We start from the raw sequence: 17,886 nt of genomic DNA, 5'->3' as shown, positions 1-17,886 counted from the left end.
AATCACCACCGGACCGGTGGGTAGGGTTGGATTCGTGCCTGCCGCGACCCTCGAACTCCGCAACGTCAGCAAGCGCTACCCCGGGGCGGCCGAGGCGGCGATCGAGGACCTCAGCCTCGAGGTGCCCGCGGGCGAGATCTGCGTGCTCGTGGGCCCGTCCGGCTGCGGCAAGACGACCGCGATGCGGCTCGTCAACCGGATGATCGAGCCGACCGGCGGCGACATCCTCCTCGACGGCCGCTCGATCCTCGACCGCGAGCCCGCCCAGCTGCGCCGCGAGATCGGGTACGCGATCCAGCAGATCGGCCTGTTCCCGCACCAGACGGTCGGCGAGAACATCGCGACCGTCCCGAAGCTCCTGGGCTGGGACCGCGCGCGCATCGCGGCCCGCGTCGAGGAGCTGCTCGAGCTCATCGGGCTCGACCCCGCGGAGATGCGCGACCGCTACCCCGCGCAGCTCTCCGGCGGCCAGCGCCAGCGGGTCGGCGTCGCGCGCGCGCTCGCGGCCGACCCGCCGCTGATGCTCATGGACGAGCCGTTCGGCGCGATCGACCCGATCAACCGCGAGCGGCTGCAGAACGAGTTCCTGCGGCTGCAGGGCGAGATCGGCAAGACGATCGTGTTCGTGACCCACGACATCGACGAGGCGATCAAGATGGGCGATCGCGTCGCCGTCCTGCAGAAGGGCGGGCATCTCGCCCAGTTCGCCACGCCCGCCGACCTGCTGATGGCGCCCGCCAGCCCGTTCGTCGAGGACTTCGTCGGCGCCGACCGCGCGCTCAAGCGCCTCGCCCTCCAGCGCGTCCGCGACATCGACCTGTGGCGCGCCCCGATCGTGCGCGTCGGGCAGCCGGTCGCCGAGGCGCGCGCGCTGATCGAGGACTCCGACCTCCCCTACCCGCTGCTCGTCGACGAGGACGGCCGCCCGCTCGGCTGGCTGCGCGACGCCGCGCTCGCGGGCGACACCGTCGCGGCCGAGCCGCGCTCGCGCGCCACCCCGGTGCTCGACATGGACGACGTCCTGCGCGACGCCCTGTCGGACCTGCTGGCCCACGAGACGCAGTACGGCCCCGTCGTCGACGCGCAGGGCGGCGTCACCGGCGTGCTCAGCGTCGAGGTCATCTCCCACGCGCTCGCCGCCGGATCCCCGGCGACCGTCCCCAGCCCGGCGGAGCTCGCCGAGTGACCCTCGCGATCCCGCTCGCGCAGGTCCAGCTGCGCGACCGCTCGCAGGGCACGTGCGAGTCCCGCAACGGCTTCTGCCCGGACTGGATCGCCGACAACTGGGACAGCTACGTCGACCCGGCGGTGCGGCACGCCCTGCTCGTGGCGCTCGCCGTGCTGTTCGGCTTCGCGATCGCGTTCGGGCTCGCGCTGCTGGCGCACCGCCGCCGCGCGCTCGTCGCACCGATCACCGCGGTGACCGGGGTGCTCTACACGATCCCCAGCCTCGCGTTCTTCCTCGTGCTGCTCCCGGTCACGGGACGCGGCATCACCACCGCCGTGATCGCGCTCACCGCGTTCACGCTGCTGATCATCTTCCGCAACATCATGCTCGGGCTCGACAACGTGCCCGACGAGGCGCGCGACGCCGCCGCCGGGATGGGGATGACCGACCGGCAGGTGCTGTGGAAGGTCGAGCTGCCGCTCGCCGTCCCGGAGATCGTCGCCGGGCTGCGCGTCGCCGCCACGACCTCGGTGGGCCTCGCCGCGCTCGCCTTCTTCGCCGGCGCCGGCGGCCTGGGCGGCGCGATCTACGCCGACCTCACGTTCAAGAGCAACATCGTCGTGGCGGGCGGCCTGTGCCTGCTGCTCGCGGCGCTGTTCGACGCGCTCTTCGTCGGGATCGAGCGGCTGCTCACCCGCTGGCGGCGGGCGGTGCCCGCATGAACGACTTCGCCGACGCGATCGAGTTCATCTTCCGCAGCCGCGAGTCCCAGACCGGCGGCGTGGAGATCGGCGGCAGCCAGCTGCTGGACCTCCTCGGCAAGCACCTCGAGCTCAGCGCCGTCTCGATGCTGCTGGCGGTGCTCGTCGCGGTCCCGCTCGGCCTCGTCATCGGGCACACGGGGCGCGGCGCGTTCCTCGCGCAGTTCATCGCCAACGCGGGCCGCGCGGTCCCGAGCCTCGCGCTGATCGCGTTCTTCGTCGCCTACGTCGGCGTCGGCTTCACGAACGTCACGCTCGCGCTCGTGCTGCTCGCGATCCCGCCGATCCTCGGCAACACCTACGTCGGCGTGCGGCAGGTCTCGCCCGACGTCGTCGACGCCGCGCGCGGCATGGGCCTCACCGAGCTGCAGGTGCTGCGTCGCGTCGAGCTGCCCCTCGCCGTCCCGACGATGTTCGGCGGCATCCGCAACTCGGCGATCAACGTCGTCGCGACCGCCACGATCGCGCCGCTGGCCGGCGTCGTGACGCTCGGCGACCCGATCATCAACGCCTCGGTCTACGGCGACGCCGGCCGGCTCGGCGCGGCCATCGTGGTCGCCGTCCTCGCCGTCCTCGCCGAGCTCCTCTTCGCGATGCTCCAGCGTCGCGTCACCCCGCGCGGCATCCGCAGTCCGGATCGCCGCGCGCCGCAGGTCCGTCCATCCAGCAGCAGGAAGGTGTCGGTCACCCCATGAACACGTCCACCACGCGTCGCCTCCTCGCGGCGCTGCTCGCCCTCGTCGCCGTCCTGGCGTTCTCGGCGTGCGGCGACGACGAGGACGACGGCTCCACCCCCGCCTCCAGCGGGACCACCTCGACCGAGAGCGCGACCGCCGCGAAGGCGATCGTCTCCAACCCGGCGAACGCCTCGACGCCCGAGATCACGGTCGGCTCGAAGAACTTCACCGAGCAGTTCATCCTCGGCGAGATCTACGCGCAGGCGCTCCAGGCCGCGGGCTACAAGGTCAAGAAGGAGCTGAACCTCGGCTCCGAGCAGATCGCGTTCAAGTCGGTCAAGAGCGGCGAGGTCGACGCGTACCCCGAGTACACCGGCACGGCGCTCACGTCGTTCTTCGACGTCAAGACCGACGACATCCCCAAGGACGAGCAGGCCGCCTACGAGGAGACGAAGAAGGGCTTCGCCGAGGACGGCCTGACCGCGCTGGCGCCGACGCCCTTCACCGACGCCAACGAGGTCGGGATGACGAAGAAGCGCGCCGAGGAGCTCGGCATCACCACGATCAGCCAGCTGGCCGCCAAGAGCGGGGAGCTGACGATGTCGGGCTCGCCCGAGTGCCGCCAGCGCACCGACTGCCTCCTGGGGCTCGAGCGCACCTACGGAGCGAAGTTCAAGAAGTACCTGCCGGTCGACCTCGCGCTGCGCCACGAGGTGCTCACCAAGGGCCAGGCGGACGCGTCGATCCTCTTCACGACCGACGGCCAGATCGCCGCGCAGGACCTCCTCGTGCTCGAGGACGACAAGAACCTCTTCCCGCCCTACAACGTGACGTTCGTGGTCCGGGACGAGACGCTGGAGGCCGCCGGGCCGGACTTCGAGAAGGTCATCACGCAGGTCCAGGAGGGCCTGACCGCCGAGGTCATGCAGGAGCTCAACTCCCGCGTGGACCTCGACAAGGAGAAGCCCGAGGCGGTCGCCAAGGCGTACCTGACCGAGGCCGGCTACCTGCAGTAGCCGTCGCGGTGGTGCCTACGTCACCCGACGTAGGCACCGCCGTCTGAGCAGGGGTTTTCGCCCGGCGCGGCGTGCCGTCTGTACAAGGGTGTACAACCCCCGGCGTGATGCACGGACGCCTGCTCCCCCTCCTGGCGCTCCTCGGCGCGATCCTGGCCACGGTTCCGGCCACGGTCAGCGCGGCCGAGCCGCCCAACCAGAACGACCCCTGCTCCCGCGCCGGACGCAACGTCTGCGACACGCTCGGGGTCGGCAAGTACGACACCTACCGCTACGGCCTGCGGTGGTTCGGCGACTACCGCGGCGCCATCCCGGGCGTCAAGGGCGCGACCTGGTGCATCGACCTGCGGTTCTGGTACCCGTCGGCCGCGTTCGGCTACGAGAAGCGCTCGACCGCCGGGCTGAAGAACCGGGAGGGCGACGCGGTCACCGGCGGGACGCTGCGCCGCCTCGCGTACGCCACCTGGGCCTACGGGCGCACGCAGAGCGTCGTCGACCAGGCGGCGGTCATGCTCTACGTCCACGCGCAGATGGGCGACGGCGCTCCCGGCGAGGCCTCGCCGGCCGCGGCCGGCCCCGCCGTCGAGCGGCAGGTGCAGCGGATCGCGCGCGACGCACGCCGCTACGCCGGCCCGTACACGGTCAAGGCGGAGCTCCCCACCGGCGGCCTGACCGTCGGCAAGGCCACGAAGCTCCGCGTCCGCGTGCTCTCCGGCACCGGGGTCCCGGTCCCGGGCGTCACCGTCCGGCTCGCCACCCGTGGCGTCGACGGCCTGCCCGCCACGGTCGACACCGGCAGCCGCGGCGACGTCCGCGTCGCATTCACGCCGGCCAAGGCGACCGACGAGCTCGAGATCCGCGCGACCACCGAGGAGCTCGCCGCCCCCACCCCCGCGCTCTACGTGCCCACGCGCGGTGCCGCGCAGCGCAGCGGCCAGCGGCTCATCGCCGCCCGGTCCGCGACCGTGGCGGACGTGGTCACCGCGCGCGTCGCCCCCGCGAAGGTCGCGGTCACGACGGCTGCCGCCCCGACGACGATGCTCGTCGGCGAGCAGAGCCGTGACACCGTGAAGATCTCCGGCGCGCCCGCCTCGTGGCGCCAGCAGGTCGAGGTGCGCCTCTACGGCCCGGCCCGCAGGCAGTCGGAGATCAGCTGCGACGGCCCGCCCGTCGCCACGCACACCTACGAGGCCGGCAACGGGGACTCCACCACCCCGCCCACCACGCTGACCCGACCGGGCTGGTACGGCTACCAGCTGACCGTGCCCTCGACGCCCGACGTGCAGGGGCTCACGACCCCGTGCGCGCTGCCCGAGGAGTCCGTGAAGGTCGAGACCCAGCCGCGGGTCCGCACGCAGGTCTCCGCGCCCGCCGTCGACCCCGGCGCGGCGGTGACCGACACGGTCGTCGTCGAGGGCCTCGCCGGTGAGGCCGTCACGGTCAACGCGGCGCTCTACGGGCCCTTCCCGTCCCGCGACAAGATCACCTGCGACGGCCCCGCGGTGTGGACGGGCAGCTTCCCGGCCGCCGCCGACGGCGAGTACGTCACCGACCCGGTGACGCTCACCCAGCCCGGCTACTACACCTACCGCGAGACGATCCCGGCCACCGAGTTCACCCGCGCCGCCGACCACCCGTGCGCCGAGGTGTCCGAGACGACGATCGTGCGCGGCCGGCCCGCGATCCGCACGCAGATCAGCGCGCAGGAGACCGCGCCCGGCGCGCAGGTCACCGACCAGGTCGTCATCACCGGCCTCGGCGCGCTCGCCGCGACCGTCAACGTCGAGCTCTGGGGCCCGTACGAGCGGCGCGAGGACATGACGTGCACGGGCACGCCGATCCACACGAGCCAGTTCGCCGCCGCCGGTGACGGCACCTACACGACCGCCCCGGTCACGCTGCCGCGGGCCGGGCTCTACACCTACCGCGAGTCGATCGTCGCCTCCGAGGCCTACGAGGGCGTCCTGACCGCCTGCGGCGAGGCGGCCGAGACGACGCTCACGAAGGCCAAGCCCGAGGTCGTGACCACCGTCTCGAACGCGGTCGTCAAGCCGGGCGCGTCGATCTTCGACACGCTGAAGGTCACCGGGCTCGGCCAGACGCCCGCGAAGATCACGCTCGAGCTGTTCGGGCCGTTCGAGACCCGCGGCGAGATCAGCTGCGAGGGCACCCCGTTCTGGAAGGGGACCGTCGACGTCCCCGGTGACGGGTCGTTCACCTCCGAGAAGGTGAAGGTGACGAAGGCCGGCTTCTACAGCTACCGCGAGAAGATCGCGTCGTCGCCGCTGATGAGCGCCGAGCAGGGCCGCTGCGGCGAGGAGGCCGAGACCTCGCTCGTCGCACCGCTGATCCTCACCGGCCGCGGGGACCCGCGCGTCGCGAGCTCCGGTCGCCTCGTCACCGGGAAGGCGGCGCAGAGCCTCCCCAAGCCCACGCACATCACGATCCGCACGCTCGGCGTCGACACCGCGGTGCGCCCGGTGACGATCGACACCGGCAGCGGCGCGCTCGCGGTGCCGAAGGACATCTCGAAGGTCGGCTGGTGGCGGGACGGGGCGACCCCCGGTGACGCGACCGGCACGACCCTCATCGCCGGGCACGTGGACAGCGCCAAGCGCGGGGCGGGCGCCTTCTACCCGCTGCGTAGCGCGCGGCGCGGCACCCGCATCGTGGTCCGCACCGAGGACCGCCGCGAGCGGACCTACCGCGTCACCGGTGTGCGGACCGTCCGCAAGGAGGCGCTGCCGACCGGCATCTTCACCCGCGGCGGTCCCAAGCGGCTCGTGCTCGTCACCTGCGGCGGCCCGTTCGACCAGCAGAGCGGCCACTACCGCGACAACGTGATCGTCACGGCGGTCCCCGCCGCGTAGCGGTTCGCCCGCCTCAGCGCAGGCCGCTTGAGCCGAACCCGCCCGCCCCGCGGGCGGTGTCGTCGAGCTCCGTGGTCTCGACGACCTCCGGCAGGGCCGGACGCGTGACGACGAGCTGCGCGATCCGGTCCCCCGCCTCCCACGACCAGGCGGCGACGCGGTCGGTGTTCAGCAGCAGCACCTGCAGCTCGCCGCGGTAGCCCTCGTCGACGAGGCCGGGCGCGTTCACCAGGGCGATCCCGTGGCGTACCGCGGTTCCGCTGCGCGGCAGCACGAGCCCCGCGTGGCCGCGAGGCAGCGCGATCGCGATCCCGGTCCGCACGAGCATCCGCTCGCCGGGCGCGAGCGTGCCGGCGTCGAGCGCCCGCAGGTCGTAGCCGGCGTCCCCGTCGTGGGCGCGCGAGGGCAGCTGCGCGCGCGGGTCGAGCCGGCGGACCCGCAGCTCGCCGTCGCTCATGCGGACGGCGCCACGGCCCAGCGGCCGTAGCGCTCGGCGACCGTCACCGGCAGACGGACGTGGACGCGCACGCCCTCGGCGGTGTCCTCGCGCTCGAGGTCCCCGGCGATCTCGTGCAGCTCCGCCAGGCGCGCGCCCTCGCTGTAGGGCAGCAGCAGCTCGACGTCGCGCAGGCGGCGCTCGAACTCCTCGGCGACGCGCTCGGTCAGCGCCTCGATGCCCTCGCCGGTCCGGGCGCTGACGAGCACCGCGTCCGGGTGGGTGTGCGCGAGCTCCGTGCGCCGCTCGGGGCTCATCGCGTCCGCCTTGTTCAGCACGAGCAGGCGCGGGCGCTCCCCGGCCCCGATCTCCTCGAGCACGTCCTCGACCGCCCCGAGCATGACGAGCATCTCCTCCTCCTCGACGGACCCGTCGACGACGTGGAGGATCAGGTCGGCCAGCACGGTCTCCTCGAGCGTCGCGCCGAACGCCTGGACGAGCTGGTGGGGCAGCTTGCGGATGAACCCGACGGTGTCGGTGAAGAGGTACGGGCGACCGCCGAGCTTCGTCGTGCGGGTCGTCGGGTCGAGGGTGTGGAAGAGGCGGTCGCGGACGCCGACCTCCGCCCCGGTCAGCCGGTTCAGCAGCGTCGACTTGCCCGCGTTGGTGTAGCCGGCCAGGGCGACCTGCGGCAGGTGCGCGCGGTCGCGCTCGGCGCGCATCGTCGCACGCGAGCCCTTGACCTCCTCGAGCCGGCGCTTGAGCGCCGCCATGCGCGTGCGGGCGAGCCGACGGTCGGTCTCGATCTGGGACTCGCCCGGGCCACGGGTCGCGAACCCGCCGCTGGACACGCCGCCGAGGCGCTCCAGATGGGTCCAGAGACCCCGCATGCGCGCCATGTTGTACTGCAGCTGCGCGAGCTCGACCTGGAGCTTGCCCTCCGCCGAGTTCGCGTGCGAGGCGAAGATGTCGAGGATCGTCGCGGTGCGGTCGACGATCGGGATGCCGATCGCCTCCTCGAGGTTGCGCTCCTGCCGCGCGGTGAGCTCGTCGTCGCAGACGATCACGTTCGCGTCCGCGGCCTTGGCGAGCGCCTTGACCTCCTCGAGCTTGCCGGGCCCGAGATAGGTGTTGGGGTGCGGCGCCTCGCGGTGCTGGACGGTCTGCCCGACGACCGCGACCCCGGCGGTGCGCAGCAGCTCGCGCAGCTCGGAGAGGTCGTCCCCGGACTCGAGCGCGGCGATGCAGTAGGCGCGCTGCTTGGCCCGCTGGCCCGCGACCGCCCCACCCCCCGCCTTCTGGGTCTGCTGCGTCCGGCCGTGGCGACTGCGTTCCATCTCCACCAAGGGTCGCACACCGCGCGGGCGCTGCGGGATAGGATCGGTCCACCTATGCATCGCCTACGCAGAACCGGCTTGGTTGTCGCGATGGTCACCGCCGTGGCCTTGGCCGTGGCCGGCTGCGGAGCCGACGGCGACGGCACGCCCGAGATCCGGGTCTCGGCCGCCACGTCGCTGAAGACCGCCTTCACCGACTACGCCGACGGCCTCGACGACGTCGACGCCCGCCTGAGCTTCGCCGGATCGGACCAGCTCGCCGGGCAGATCCGCTCCGGCGTCCGGCCCGACGTGTTCGCGGCTGCCAACGCCAAGCTTCCCCGGGCGCTGTTCGCCGAGGGACTCGTCGAGCGCCCCGTGGCGTTCGCGCGCAACCGGCTCGTGCTGGCGGTCGCCGCGGACGAGCGAGGGATCCGGGGGATCGACGACCTGACCGCCCGCGGGCGCTCGCTCGCGATCGGGGCGGCAGACGTGCCCGTCGGCGACTACACGCGCACCGTCCTGGGCCGGCTCCCGGACGCCACCGAGCGCGCGGTCCTCGCCGCGGTCCGCAGCGAGGAGCCCGACGTGGGCGGTGTGGTTGGGAAGATCGCCGAGGGCGCGGTCGACGCCGGGTTCGTCTACGCCACGGACGTGCGCGCGGCCGGCGGCCGGCTGCGCGCGATCACGCTTCCGGCGTCGCTCCAGCCCGACGTCGTGTACGAGGTGGCGGTCGTGCGCGAGGCCCGGGATCGCGCTGCCGCACAGCGCTTCGTGGACGGGCTGCTGACCGGTCGCGGCGCCGCCGCGCTGCGCCGCTCCGGCTTCCTGCCCCCGACGTGAGCGTCCTGCGACGCGGCCCCGGCTTCGCGCTCGTCGCAGGCGCCGCCCTGGCGCTGCTGCTCGCGTTCCTCGGCCTCCCGCTCGTGGCGATCTTCGTCGACGTCCCTCCCGCCGACCTCGTCGGCGCGCTCGACGACCCCGCCGCCCGCGACGCCCTCTGGCTCTCGCTGGAGACGTCCGTGATCGCGCTCACCCTGATCCTCCTCGTCGGGACACCGGCCGCGTGGATGCTCGCCACGCGTCGGTTCCGCGGGCGCTCGGCGCTGCTGACCGTCGTCGAGCTCCCACTCGTGGTGCCACCCGCCGTCGCAGGCGTGGCGCTGCTCGCCTCGCTGGGCCCGAGCGGCATCGTCGGCGGCCCGCTCGGCGACGCCGGCATCGAGCTCGTCCTGCAGAAGGCCGGCGTCGTCGTCGCACTGACCTTCGTCGCGAGCCCGTTCTACGTGCGCCAGGCGATCGTCGCCTTCGAAGCCGTCGAGCCACGCCTGCTCGAGGCCTCGCGGACGTTGGGGGCGGGAGAGGCGCGGACCTTCCTCGCGGTCGGGATCCCGGTCGCCCGGGGCGGGTTGGCCGCAGGCGCCGCGCTCGCCTGGGGGCGGGCGCTCGGTGAGTTCGGGGCGACCTTGATGTTCGCGGGCTCGTTCCGCGGAGAGACGCAGACGACGTCGCTGGCGATCTACGAGCGCTTCGCCACCGACTTCACCGGGGCGCTCGCGCTCTCCGCGGTCCTGGTCGCGGCGAGCGCCGCGATCCTCCTGGCGACGAAGCTCCTCACGCCGGCCGGGACGGAGGTCCGCCGTGCTGCGGGTTGAGCTGCGGATGGCGCTGCGCACGCACGAGCTCGACGTGCAGCTCGACGCGACCGCTGAGCAGCCGCTGGCGCTCGTCGGCCGCTCCGGTGCCGGCAAGACGACCGTGCTGCGCGTGATCGCCGGGCTCGCCCGTCCCGACAGCGGGCGGGTGCGCTGCGGCGACGACGTCTGGCTGGACAGCGAGCGGGGCACCGCACGCCCACCGGATGCACGGCGGTGCGCACTGCTGCACCAGGAGGACGCGCTCTTCCCGCATCTCAGCGCCTGGCGCAACGTCGCCTACGGCCTGCGCGAGGTCCGGCGCGGCGCGCGGCGCGAAGCCGCCCGCGAGCTGCTCGCGCAGCTCGGGGTCGCGGCGCTCGCCGACGTGCGCCCCGCCGCGATGAGCGGCGGCGAGCGGCGCCGGGTCGCGCTCGCGCGGGCCCTGGCGGCCGCGCCCCCGGCGCTGCTGCTGGACGAGCCGTTCACCGGCCTGGACGACCGCAGCCGCGACGATGCGCACACCGCCGTGCTGCGCGCGCTCGAGCTCGCGGCGGTCCCGACCATCGTGGTCACGCACGACCATCGGGACGCCGCCGCGCTCGGCGCCGAGGTCCGCGTCCTCGAGAACGGTCGCCTCCTGCCCCACGTCCCCACCGGAAGGTCCCAGCGATGAGCCTCGACGAGCACGTCCCGATCGGCACCGCCGCCACGGCGTTGGGGGTCAGCATCGACACGCTGCGCCGCTGGGAGAAGGCGGGTCGCGTCCGCTTCGAGCGAGGCCCAGGCGGGCGGCGGGTCCTCCCCTCCGCCGAGCTCGCCCGGCTGCTGAAGGAGCGCTCCGGCGCCGCGGGACGCACCAGCGCCCGCAACCGCCTCACCGGGGTCGTCATCTCCGTGCAGCGCGACGGCGTGATGGCCCAGGTGGACCTGGCGTGCGGCCCCTACCGGATCGTGTCGCTGATGTCGCGGGAGGCGGCGGACGACCTGGGCCTCGAGCCCGGCGTGACCGCGTCCGCCGTGGTGAAGGCGACGACGGTCGTCGTCGAGCGGTGAGGCACGCTCACGCTCAGGCGAGCGCGGCGCGCTCGGGCGGCGGCAGCTTCTCGTAGCTGTCGGCGAGCTCCGGGACCGGCAGCAGGATCACGCCCTCCCGCGGGTCCCCGACCCACGAGCCCGCACCGGTCGCCAGCGTGTACGCCGCGTACGCGGCCGCGCAGGCGTCGAGCTCGTCCAGCGTGCGGTGCCACAGGCCGCCGTCGGCGTCGACGACGCCGCGGAGCTTCAGCGCCGCGATGCGCTGCTGCAGCCCCCAGGGCGTGCGCTTGGGCGACGGGCGGTGCCCGAGCAGGGCGCAGAACACCGCGTCGGGGTAGGTCTCGACCACGCGGCCGTGCTGCACGGCGCCGTCGCCGACGGGCGCCATCACCCGTCCGTGCGCGGGCGGCCGGTAGATCCCGAGGTCGGTGAGCGCGTCGAACAGGGCGAATCCCTGCGTCATCCACGTCTCCCACTGCGCGAGCGCCTGGCCGACGGCGGGCACCGGGTACAGCGGCAGCTTGCGCTGGAACAGGAGCGCGTCGCAGACGCGGGAGCGCTCGTACCGACCGGTCGGTAGGGCGAGCTGCTCGCGCAGCGGCTCGCCGGCGGCGAGCAGGTCCAGGCGCGGCCCGACGGGCGCGTCGATCGCCACGACGACCTCGCCGCGGCCGAAGCCCAGCACGGTGCGGACGACCGCGTCGACGTCCCCCGGGGCGTAGAACGTCGTGACGAGCTCGACGGTCCGGTCGGTGGCGCGCCGCTCGTGCAGGGTGACGAGCTGCTGGTTGCCGGGCTTGGCGGACACGTCGATCCCGCAGTACCGCATCGACCCCCAACGATAGAGTGGCGTCGTGCTCCACGGTTCGTCCGACGCCGAGCTCGGCGAGCGCCTCGCCGCCCGGCTGCTCGAGCTCATCGACATCCCCTCGGAGTCCCGGGACGAGGCCGCGCTCGCCGCCCACGTCCTCGCGGTCCTCCAGGAGGGCGACGTCCCGGCCCGCGACGCGCAGGACACCTGCGTGATCGGCGAGCCGCCCGGCCCGGCGGACGGGCCGCTGCTGCTGCTCGGCGGGCATCTCGACACCGTTCCCGCGCAGGACAACCGGCCCGGCCGGCGCGACGCCACCGCCGTCCACGGGCTCGGCGCGAGCGACATGCTCGGCGCGCTCGCGGTGATGATCGAGCTCGGCCGCGACCTCGCCGCCGACCCGGCGCGCGCCGCGGCCGCGCGCGCCCGGGTGCGGCTGCTGTTCTTCGGTCGCGAGGAGCTCCCCGTCAGCGAGAGCGCGCTGACGCCGCTGCTGGAGCGCGAGCCGGGCCTCGCCGAGGCGGACCTCGTGCTGATGATGGAGCCGACGGACAACCAGATCCACGCCGGCTGCCTGGGCAACGTCAACGCCACCTGGACCTTCCACGGGCGCAGCGGCCACTCCGCCCGGCCCTGGCAGGCCGACAGCGCGATGACGCGCGCGGCCCGCGGGATCGTGCGCCTCGACGCGGTCGACCCGATCCGCCACGACTTCGGCGGCCTCGTCTTCACCGAGGTCGCCTCGGTCGTCCGGATCGCCGGCGGCATCGCCGACAACGTCATCCCTGATCGCGTCGACGCGCACGTGAACATGCGCTACGCGCCCGGGCGCAGCGCCGCCGACGCGGACGCGCTGCTGCGCTCCTGGTGCAGCGGCGAGGACGAGACGCTCGAGATCCTCTCCAACGCCCCGTCCGCGCCCGTGGTGGCGGTGGACGCCAACCCGCTGCTCGAGCGCCTGGTGGCGGTCGGCGGCCTGGAGATCCACCCCAAGCAGGCGTGGACCCCGGTGGCGGAGTTCGCGCTGCACGGCCTGGACGCCGTGAACTTCGGGCCCGGTGACCCGTCCTACGCGCACCGCCGCGACGAGCTCGTGACCGTCGCGGCGCTCGTGCGCTGCTACCGGACGCTCGACGCGCTCCTGTTCGGGCCGTGAGCGCGTCGCTGCCGCTGAACCCGGTCCTCACGGGCCTGGGCACCTATCCGTTCGTCCGCCTGGGCGAGGCGCGCGCCGCCGCGGTCGCGCGGGGCGTCGACGTCATCGACCTCGGGGTCGGCGAGCCGCGGGAGGAGACCCCGGCGTTCCTGCGCGAGGCGCTCTGCGACGCGGTCCGCGCCCACCCCGTCGCGGGCTACCCGCTGGCCGTCGGCCTGCCGGAGCTGCGCGACGCGATCGCCGCGTGGATCGACCGGCGCTACGGCGCCACGGTCGACCCGGGTACCGAGATCGTCCCGACGCTCGGCTCCAAGGAGCTCGTCTTCTCGCTCGCGGAGGTCTGCGCGGGCGGTGGCCGCGACCTCGTCGCGATGACCTCCCCGGGCTACCCGGTCGCCGAGCGCGGGGCGGCGTTCGCGGGCTGCGAGGTCCTCGAGCTGCCGCTGACCGCGGAGCGTGACTTCCTCCCCGACCTGGACGCGCTGACCGCCGAGCAGCTGTCACGGCTCGCGATCCTGTGGCTGAACTACCCGAACAACCCGACCGCCGCCGTCGCGCCGCTCGCCTTCTACGAGCGCGCCGCGGCGCTCGCGCGCGAGCACGGCTTCGTGCTCGCCAGCGACGAGGCGTACAGCGAGCTGTGGTTCACCGGCGATCCGCCCGCCAGCGCCCTGCAGCTCGACTCGCTCGAGAACGTGCTGGTCTGCAACACGCTCTCCAAGCGGTCCTCGATGCCGGGCTACCGGTCCGGGTTCGCGGCCGGGGACGCCCGCCTGATCGCGGCGCTGCGCCGCTACCGGCCGAACGTCGGCGTCGCGCCGCAGGAGTTCGTCCAGCGCGCGGCGGTCGCCGCGTGGGGCGACGAGGAGCACGTCGTCGCGGTGCGCGCGCTGTACCGCGCCAAGCTCGCGGTGCTCGCCCCGGGCCTCGAGGCCGTCGGGCTGCGCGACGCGGGCGGCCCGGCGACGTTCTTCCGCTGGCTGGCCCTGCCGCAGGGGGTCACGGGCTCGGAGGACTTCGCGACCGAGCTGCTGGACGAGACGGGCCTGGTCGTCACGCCGGGCGCGTACTTCGGGCCCGCCGGCGAGGGGTACGTGCGCGTGGCGCTCGTCCCCACGCTCGAGCGGTGCACGGAGGCCGCCGAGCGCCTGCTGCGCCGCGGCGGCCGACCCGTCTAGTTCGCGTGCAGGGCCTCGTTGAGGCCGCCCCAGGAGCCGCTGCGCGGCAGCACCTCGAGCGCGCCCGACTCGCTGTTGCGACGGAACAGCAGGCCGTCGCGGCCGCTGAGGTCCTTCGCCTTGACGACCTCGCCGTCCGGGGTCGTGACGCGCGCGCCACCGGTCACGTAGGTGCCCGCCTCCACGACGCACTCGTCGCCGAGGCTGATCCCCAGCCCCGAGTTGGCGCCCAGCAGGCAGCGCTGCCCGATCGAGATGACGGTCGAGCCGCCGCCCGACAGCGTGCCCATGATCGAGGCGCCGCCGCCGATGTCCGAGCCGTCGCCGACGACGACCCCGGCGCTGATGCGCCCCTCCACCATCGAGGAGCCGAGCGTCCCGGCGTTGAAGTTCACGAAGCCCTCGTGCATGACGGTCGTGCCCTCGGCCAGGTGCGCGCCGAGCCGCACGCGGTCGGCGTCCGCGATCCGCACGCCGGACGGCACCACGTAGTCGGTCATGCGCGGGAACTTGTCGATGCTCGTGACCGTGAGGGTGGCGCCCATCGCGCGGGCGCGCAGGCGCGCCGCGCCGACCTCGGCCGGATCGACCGGGCCGAGCGTCGTCCACGCGACGTTCGTCAGCAGCCCGAACTGGCCGTCGAGGCTGAGGCCGTGCGGGACGACGAGGCGGCCGGAGAGCAGGTGCAGCCGCAGGTACGCGTCGTAGGCGTCGGCGGGTGCGGCGGCGAGGTCCGGGAGCACGGTGAGGACCGGGACGACCCGTACGCCGCGGATCGCGTCCTCCCCCATGCTGCCCGCCAGGCCGCCGCCACCGAGCGTCGTCGCCTGCGCGAAGTTCAGCGGCTTGGTGCCGGTGCCCTCGTGCTTGGCGGTCGTGATCGCGGCCTGCGCGTCGGCGGACCCGGCGTCGAGGTGGAAGCGCGTGAAGAGGGTGTCCAGGACGCGCCCGTCGGTCGTCAGGGTCGCGAGGCCGACGCCCCAGGCGCTCTGCTGCGTGTCAGTGCTCATCGACCCGGCAGGCTAGCTCAGCGCGCAGGCGTACGAGGGTCCCGCGCGGGGAACACCCGGCCGTGATGCGATCCGCCGACAACCGCTCCGGAACCGCGCTCGACGTGGTCGTCTGCGTCGGGATCGGGCTGCTGGCGACCGCCGCGGGGCTCCTGGCCGACGCGGCGGGCGCGAGCGCGGAGGGCAGTGGCGGCGTGACGCTCGGCGTGGTGGCGCTCGGGCTGCTGCTGGACCGGTGGCAGCGCGGGCGTCCTGCGGTGGACGCGGTCGGGCTCGAGGGCCGTGTCGGATACCGGCGCCTCGTCGCCATCCGCACCGTGCCGGTGCTCGGCCTGGCGACGTGGGTCATCGCGGTCAACCAGGCGCTGCTCGGGCTGCGTCTCGGGTCCGACGGCGCCCAGGATCTCGTGCCGCTGGCGGGTGGCCTGGTGATGTGGTCGGTCGCCGATCGGGTGGTCGCGCGCCGGGCGGCCGCCCGCACCGACGTCGAGGAGCGCGAGCTCGGCCAGGAGATCGTCCACGAGCTCCGCCTCGGGGCCGCGTCGACGAGCAGCTTCGCGTGGCGCCGCGACCGCCAGATCCACCAGCTCGTCGGCTTCCTGCTGCTGACCGCGCTCGGGGTGGCGCTCGTGCCCGTCGCGAACTTCGGCGGCAGCGTCTTCGGCGTGCCACTGGCGGCGCTCGGGGCCTTCATCGTGTGGAAGCTGGTGCCGCAGCTGCGCAGCCCCGTGGCGATCGCGATCGATCCCCGCGGGCTCACGGTCGGGGCGTGGCCGACGGTGCCGTGGGACGCGGTCGAGAGCGTGCTGGTCCACCGGGTCCATTTCCACCATCGTCTCGAGGTCCTCGTCGACCGCGCGCGGGTGGCCGACCCCGTCCTGCACCGGATGCTGCGACGCTCGAAGAACGCCATGAGCTTCCCGCTGCACCTCGTCGACGCCGAGCCCGGCGAGGTCCTCGCCGCGATCCGCGGTGCGCGCCCGGAGGTGCCGCTGATGTTCCCCGAGGGTGGCGGACGGCTCGAGGTCGTCTGACCGCGCGGGCGGTCGGCCGCTCAGCCCGCGGCGAGCTCGGCGAGCAGGTCGCCGCTCAGCTCCCCGGTGTAGACGGGGACGGCCCAGCCGGCGAGGTCGACGTGCAGCGCCTCGGAGACGGTGACCGTGAGCTCGCCGCCGTCGAGGTGCACGGTGACCTCCTCGTCGCCGCCCTGGAGCACGTAGGCGACCGCGGCGCCGCTGGCCCCGGTGCCCGAGGACATCGTCTCGCCGACGCCGCGCTCGTAGATCCGCGCCCGGATCACGCCCGGCTCGAGCTCGCAGAACCACGAGACGTTCGTGCGGTTGGGGAAGATCGGCGCGTGCTGGATCCCGGGACCGATCGCGGGGAGGTCGAGCGCCTCGAGCTCGGCGACCGACCCGACGCGGATCGCGCACTGCGGGTTGCCGATCGACACGTGCTGGAAGGCGAAGCCCGCCACCTCGCCGCTGCCGTCGGCAGGGCCGTCCGGGTAGTCCTTGGAGGTGAGGTGCGCGCGGCCCATGTCGACCGTGCACGTCGTCTCGCCGGTGATCGTCGGGCGGATCTCGCCGGCGACGGTCTGGATCGAGAACCGGTCGGCGGTCGTCCACCCGCGGCGGCGCAGGTACATGATCGCCTCGCGCGCCCCGTTGCCGGAGAGCTCGGCCTCCGAGCCGTCGGGGTTGAAGATCCGCAGCCGGGCGACGAACCCGGGCTCGTCCGGCGCGGAGAGCTCGAGGATGCCGTCCGAGCCGAGCCCGACGTGCCGGTCGCACAGGCGCCGCACGCGCTCCGGCGTGAGCGGCCACGGCAGGTCGGTCGCCTCGACGATGAGGTAGTCGTTGCCGAGGGCCTGCCACTTCTCGAAGCGCATGCCCGGACCCTACGGGAGCAGCTGCGCGGCCACGTCCGCGGCGGCGCGGCCGGTCACGTCGACGACCTCGGTGCCGGGCAGCTTGCGCAGCCAGGTGAGCTGGCGCTTGGCGTAGCGGCGGGTCTGGGCCTTCATCCGGTCCACGTCCCCGTCGAGCAGCGCGTCGAAGCCGATCGCGCGGCGCGCGGTGGCGGACGCCCCGGCCGCGTCGGCGTCCCGGACCTCCCGCGCGGCCCCGGCGGCGACCATCGCGTCGACGCGCGCGTCGATCTGCGCGTAGAGCGCCTCGCGCTCCATCACGAGCGCCACGAGCCGTGTCGGGTGCCGCGTGCGCGCGGTCCAGAGCTCGCTCTCCCCGGTGCGCTGCGGCAGCGCGCCCATCGCGTGCAGCTCGAGGCTCCGCACGACGCGCGTGGTGTCCCGCGGGTCCACGGCCGCGGCGCGCTCGGGCGCCACGCGGGTCAGCTCGGCGTGCAGTGCGGGGAGACCCTCACGGGCGACGCGGTCCAGCAGCCGCTCGCGCAGGCCGGGCGGCGGGGCGGGCGCGAGGTCGAGGTCGGCGAGCGCGGCGCGCAGGTACAGGCCGGTGCCGCCCACGACGATCGGGGTGCCGCCGTCGGCGAGGATCGCGTCGATCTCGGCGTGCGCGAGTCGCGCGTAGCGGGCAGCGCTGCAGGTCTCGGTGACCGGGAGCACGCCGACGAGCCGGTGCTCCAGCTGCTGCTGCTCGGCGGCGTCGGCGGCCCCGGTGAGGATCGGCAGGCCCGCGTACAGCTGCAGGGCGTCGGCGGAGACGGCGACGGGCCGCTCGCCGCGGTCCCGCAGGCGACGGGCGAGCGCGAGCGCGAGCCCGGTCTTCCCCACCCCGGTGGGACCGAAGATCGCCAGCAGCTCCCGGGACACGGGACGCAGTATTCCGCCGTG

Annotated in this window: 18 protein-coding genes; 12 read left to right on the top strand and 6 right to left on the bottom strand. The window is 74.3% G+C overall.

What is annotated here, in order from left to right; translation table 11 throughout:
• The first annotated feature begins 34 nt into the window (after positions 1-34).
• The 5 genes from C7Y72_RS20505 to C7Y72_RS20485 all read left to right on the top strand — a co-directional run bounded on the left by C7Y72_RS20505 (position 35) and on the right by C7Y72_RS20485 (position 6,492).
• On the top strand, positions 35-1,186 hold the full coding sequence (locus tag C7Y72_RS20505; protein WP_233243946.1) for an ABC transporter ATP-binding protein: 1,152 nt from the start codon (positions 35-37) through the stop codon (positions 1,184-1,186).
• Positions 1,183-1,890, top strand: coding sequence for an ABC transporter permease (locus C7Y72_RS20500; protein WP_158276973.1), 708 nt, complete (start codon positions 1,183-1,185; stop codon positions 1,888-1,890). Before C7Y72_RS20505 ends, C7Y72_RS20500 begins: the two co-directional genes overlap by 4 nt.
• Positions 1,887-2,624, top strand: coding sequence for an ABC transporter permease (locus C7Y72_RS20495; RefSeq protein WP_107571053.1), 738 nt, complete (start codon positions 1,887-1,889; stop codon positions 2,622-2,624). Before C7Y72_RS20500 ends, C7Y72_RS20495 begins: the two co-directional genes overlap by 4 nt.
• Positions 2,621-3,622: an ABC transporter substrate-binding protein gene (locus C7Y72_RS20490; RefSeq protein WP_107571052.1), complete on the top strand. Its 1,002-nt coding sequence runs from the start codon at positions 2,621-2,623 to the stop codon at positions 3,620-3,622. Before C7Y72_RS20495 ends, C7Y72_RS20490 begins: the two co-directional genes overlap by 4 nt.
• 107 nt (positions 3,623-3,729) lie before the next feature.
• Entirely contained in the window at positions 3,730-6,492 is a 2,763-nt protein-coding gene (locus C7Y72_RS20485; RefSeq protein WP_158276972.1) for a class F sortase, read from the top strand.
• A 13-nt stretch (positions 6,493-6,505) separates the two neighbouring features.
• On the opposite strand, the gene dut is transcribed toward C7Y72_RS20485, so the two are convergent.
• Together dut and hflX are read right to left on the bottom strand one after the other, a co-directional pair.
• The gene (gene dut, locus C7Y72_RS20480) at positions 6,506-6,949 is read right to left on the bottom strand and encodes a dUTP diphosphatase (protein ID WP_107571050.1); all 444 of its coding nucleotides are present in this window, start codon (positions 6,947-6,949) and stop codon (positions 6,506-6,508) included.
• Positions 6,946-8,265, bottom strand: a complete 1,320-nt coding sequence (gene hflX / locus C7Y72_RS20475) for a GTPase HflX (protein ID WP_107571049.1) — start codon at positions 8,263-8,265, stop codon at positions 6,946-6,948. The genes dut and hflX overlap by 4 nt, the downstream gene beginning before the upstream one ends.
• 102 nt (positions 8,266-8,367) lie before the next feature.
• On the opposite strand from hflX, the gene modA reads away from it, so the two are divergent.
• From modA to C7Y72_RS20455, 4 genes are read left to right on the top strand one after another with little or no spacing between them, the layout of a single operon-like run.
• Complete coding sequence (gene modA, locus C7Y72_RS20470) at positions 8,368-9,087, top strand: molybdate ABC transporter substrate-binding protein (RefSeq protein WP_233243945.1); 720 nt, start codon at positions 8,368-8,370, stop codon at positions 9,085-9,087.
• Positions 9,084-9,899, top strand: a complete 816-nt coding sequence (locus C7Y72_RS20465) for an ABC transporter permease (protein WP_233243944.1) — start codon at positions 9,084-9,086, stop codon at positions 9,897-9,899. Before modA ends, C7Y72_RS20465 begins: the two co-directional genes overlap by 4 nt.
• Entirely contained in the window at positions 9,886-10,554 is a 669-nt protein-coding gene (locus C7Y72_RS20460) for an ATP-binding cassette domain-containing protein (protein WP_107571047.1), read from the top strand. Before C7Y72_RS20465 ends, C7Y72_RS20460 begins: the two co-directional genes overlap by 14 nt.
• Positions 10,551-10,934, top strand: a complete 384-nt coding sequence (locus tag C7Y72_RS20455) for a TOBE domain-containing protein (protein WP_107571046.1) — start codon at positions 10,551-10,553, stop codon at positions 10,932-10,934. Before C7Y72_RS20460 ends, C7Y72_RS20455 begins: the two co-directional genes overlap by 4 nt.
• Positions 10,935-10,947: 13 nt before the next feature.
• On the opposite strand, the gene C7Y72_RS20450 is transcribed toward C7Y72_RS20455, so the two are convergent.
• Positions 10,948-11,745, bottom strand: a complete 798-nt coding sequence (locus C7Y72_RS20450; RefSeq protein ID WP_158276971.1) for a DUF429 domain-containing protein — start codon at positions 11,743-11,745, stop codon at positions 10,948-10,950.
• Positions 11,746-11,770: 25 nt separating this feature from the next.
• On the opposite strand from C7Y72_RS20450, the gene dapE reads away from it, so the two are divergent.
• Both dapE and C7Y72_RS20440 read left to right on the top strand, forming a co-directional pair.
• Entirely contained in the window at positions 11,771-12,883 is a 1,113-nt protein-coding gene (gene dapE, locus C7Y72_RS20445) for a succinyl-diaminopimelate desuccinylase (RefSeq protein WP_107571044.1), read from the top strand.
• Positions 12,880-14,061, top strand: a complete 1,182-nt coding sequence (locus tag C7Y72_RS20440; protein ID WP_158276970.1) for a pyridoxal phosphate-dependent aminotransferase — start codon at positions 12,880-12,882, stop codon at positions 14,059-14,061. Before dapE ends, C7Y72_RS20440 begins: the two co-directional genes overlap by 4 nt.
• Here C7Y72_RS20440 and dapD read toward each other — a convergent pair.
• Complete coding sequence (gene dapD / locus C7Y72_RS20435) at positions 14,058-15,071, bottom strand: 2,3,4,5-tetrahydropyridine-2,6-dicarboxylate N-succinyltransferase (protein WP_107571042.1); 1,014 nt, start codon at positions 15,069-15,071, stop codon at positions 14,058-14,060. The two genes, C7Y72_RS20440 and dapD, sit on opposite strands and share 4 nt — an antisense overlap.
• A gap of 65 nt (positions 15,072-15,136) precedes the next feature.
• On the opposite strand from dapD, the gene C7Y72_RS20430 reads away from it, so the two are divergent.
• Positions 15,137-16,105, top strand: a complete 969-nt coding sequence (locus tag C7Y72_RS20430) for a hypothetical protein (protein WP_107571041.1) — start codon at positions 15,137-15,139, stop codon at positions 16,103-16,105.
• Positions 16,106-16,125: 20 nt separating this feature from the next.
• On the opposite strand, the gene dapF is transcribed toward C7Y72_RS20430, so the two are convergent.
• Together dapF and miaA are read right to left on the bottom strand one after the other, a co-directional pair.
• Positions 16,126-16,962, bottom strand: a complete 837-nt coding sequence (gene dapF / locus C7Y72_RS20425; RefSeq protein WP_107571040.1) for a diaminopimelate epimerase — start codon at positions 16,960-16,962, stop codon at positions 16,126-16,128.
• 9 nt (positions 16,963-16,971) lie between these two features.
• A complete protein-coding gene (gene miaA / locus C7Y72_RS20420) occupies positions 16,972-17,865 on the bottom strand; it encodes a tRNA (adenosine(37)-N6)-dimethylallyltransferase MiaA (RefSeq protein WP_107571039.1) in 894 nt (297 codons plus the stop codon).
• Between the last annotated feature and the right edge of the window lie 21 nt (positions 17,866-17,886).

The organism is Paraconexibacter algicola (genome assembly GCF_003044185.1).
Classification (GTDB): domain Bacteria; phylum Actinomycetota; class Thermoleophilia; order Solirubrobacterales; family Solirubrobacteraceae; genus Paraconexibacter; species Paraconexibacter algicola.
Note: the sequence above shows the minus strand (reverse complement) of the source record. Positions and strands in the feature narration are given on the sequence as shown.

Coding starts and splice junctions, on each gene's coding strand:
- C7Y72_RS20495 (WP_107571053.1), top strand. CDS start 1,887: ATGAACGACTTCGCCGACGCGATCGAGTTCATCTTCCGCAGCCGCGAG.
- C7Y72_RS20490 (WP_107571052.1), top strand. CDS start 2,621: ATGAACACGTCCACCACGCGTCGCCTCCTCGCGGCGCTGCTCGCCCTC.
- C7Y72_RS20485 (WP_158276972.1), top strand. CDS start 3,730: ATGCACGGACGCCTGCTCCCCCTCCTGGCGCTCCTCGGCGCGATCCTG.
- dut (WP_107571050.1), bottom strand. CDS start 6,949: ATGAGCGACGGCGAGCTGCGGGTCCGCCGGCTCGACCCGCGCGCGCAG.
- hflX (WP_107571049.1), bottom strand. CDS start 8,265: ATGGAACGCAGTCGCCACGGCCGGACGCAGCAGACCCAGAAGGCGGGG.
- C7Y72_RS20455 (WP_107571046.1), top strand. CDS start 10,551: ATGAGCCTCGACGAGCACGTCCCGATCGGCACCGCCGCCACGGCGTTG.
- C7Y72_RS20450 (WP_158276971.1), bottom strand. CDS start 11,745: ATGCGGTACTGCGGGATCGACGTGTCCGCCAAGCCCGGCAACCAGCAG.
- dapD (WP_107571042.1), bottom strand. CDS start 15,071: ATGAGCACTGACACGCAGCAGAGCGCCTGGGGCGTCGGCCTCGCGACC.
- C7Y72_RS20430 (WP_107571041.1), top strand. CDS start 15,137: ATGCGATCCGCCGACAACCGCTCCGGAACCGCGCTCGACGTGGTCGTC.
- dapF (WP_107571040.1), bottom strand. CDS start 16,962: ATGCGCTTCGAGAAGTGGCAGGCCCTCGGCAACGACTACCTCATCGTC.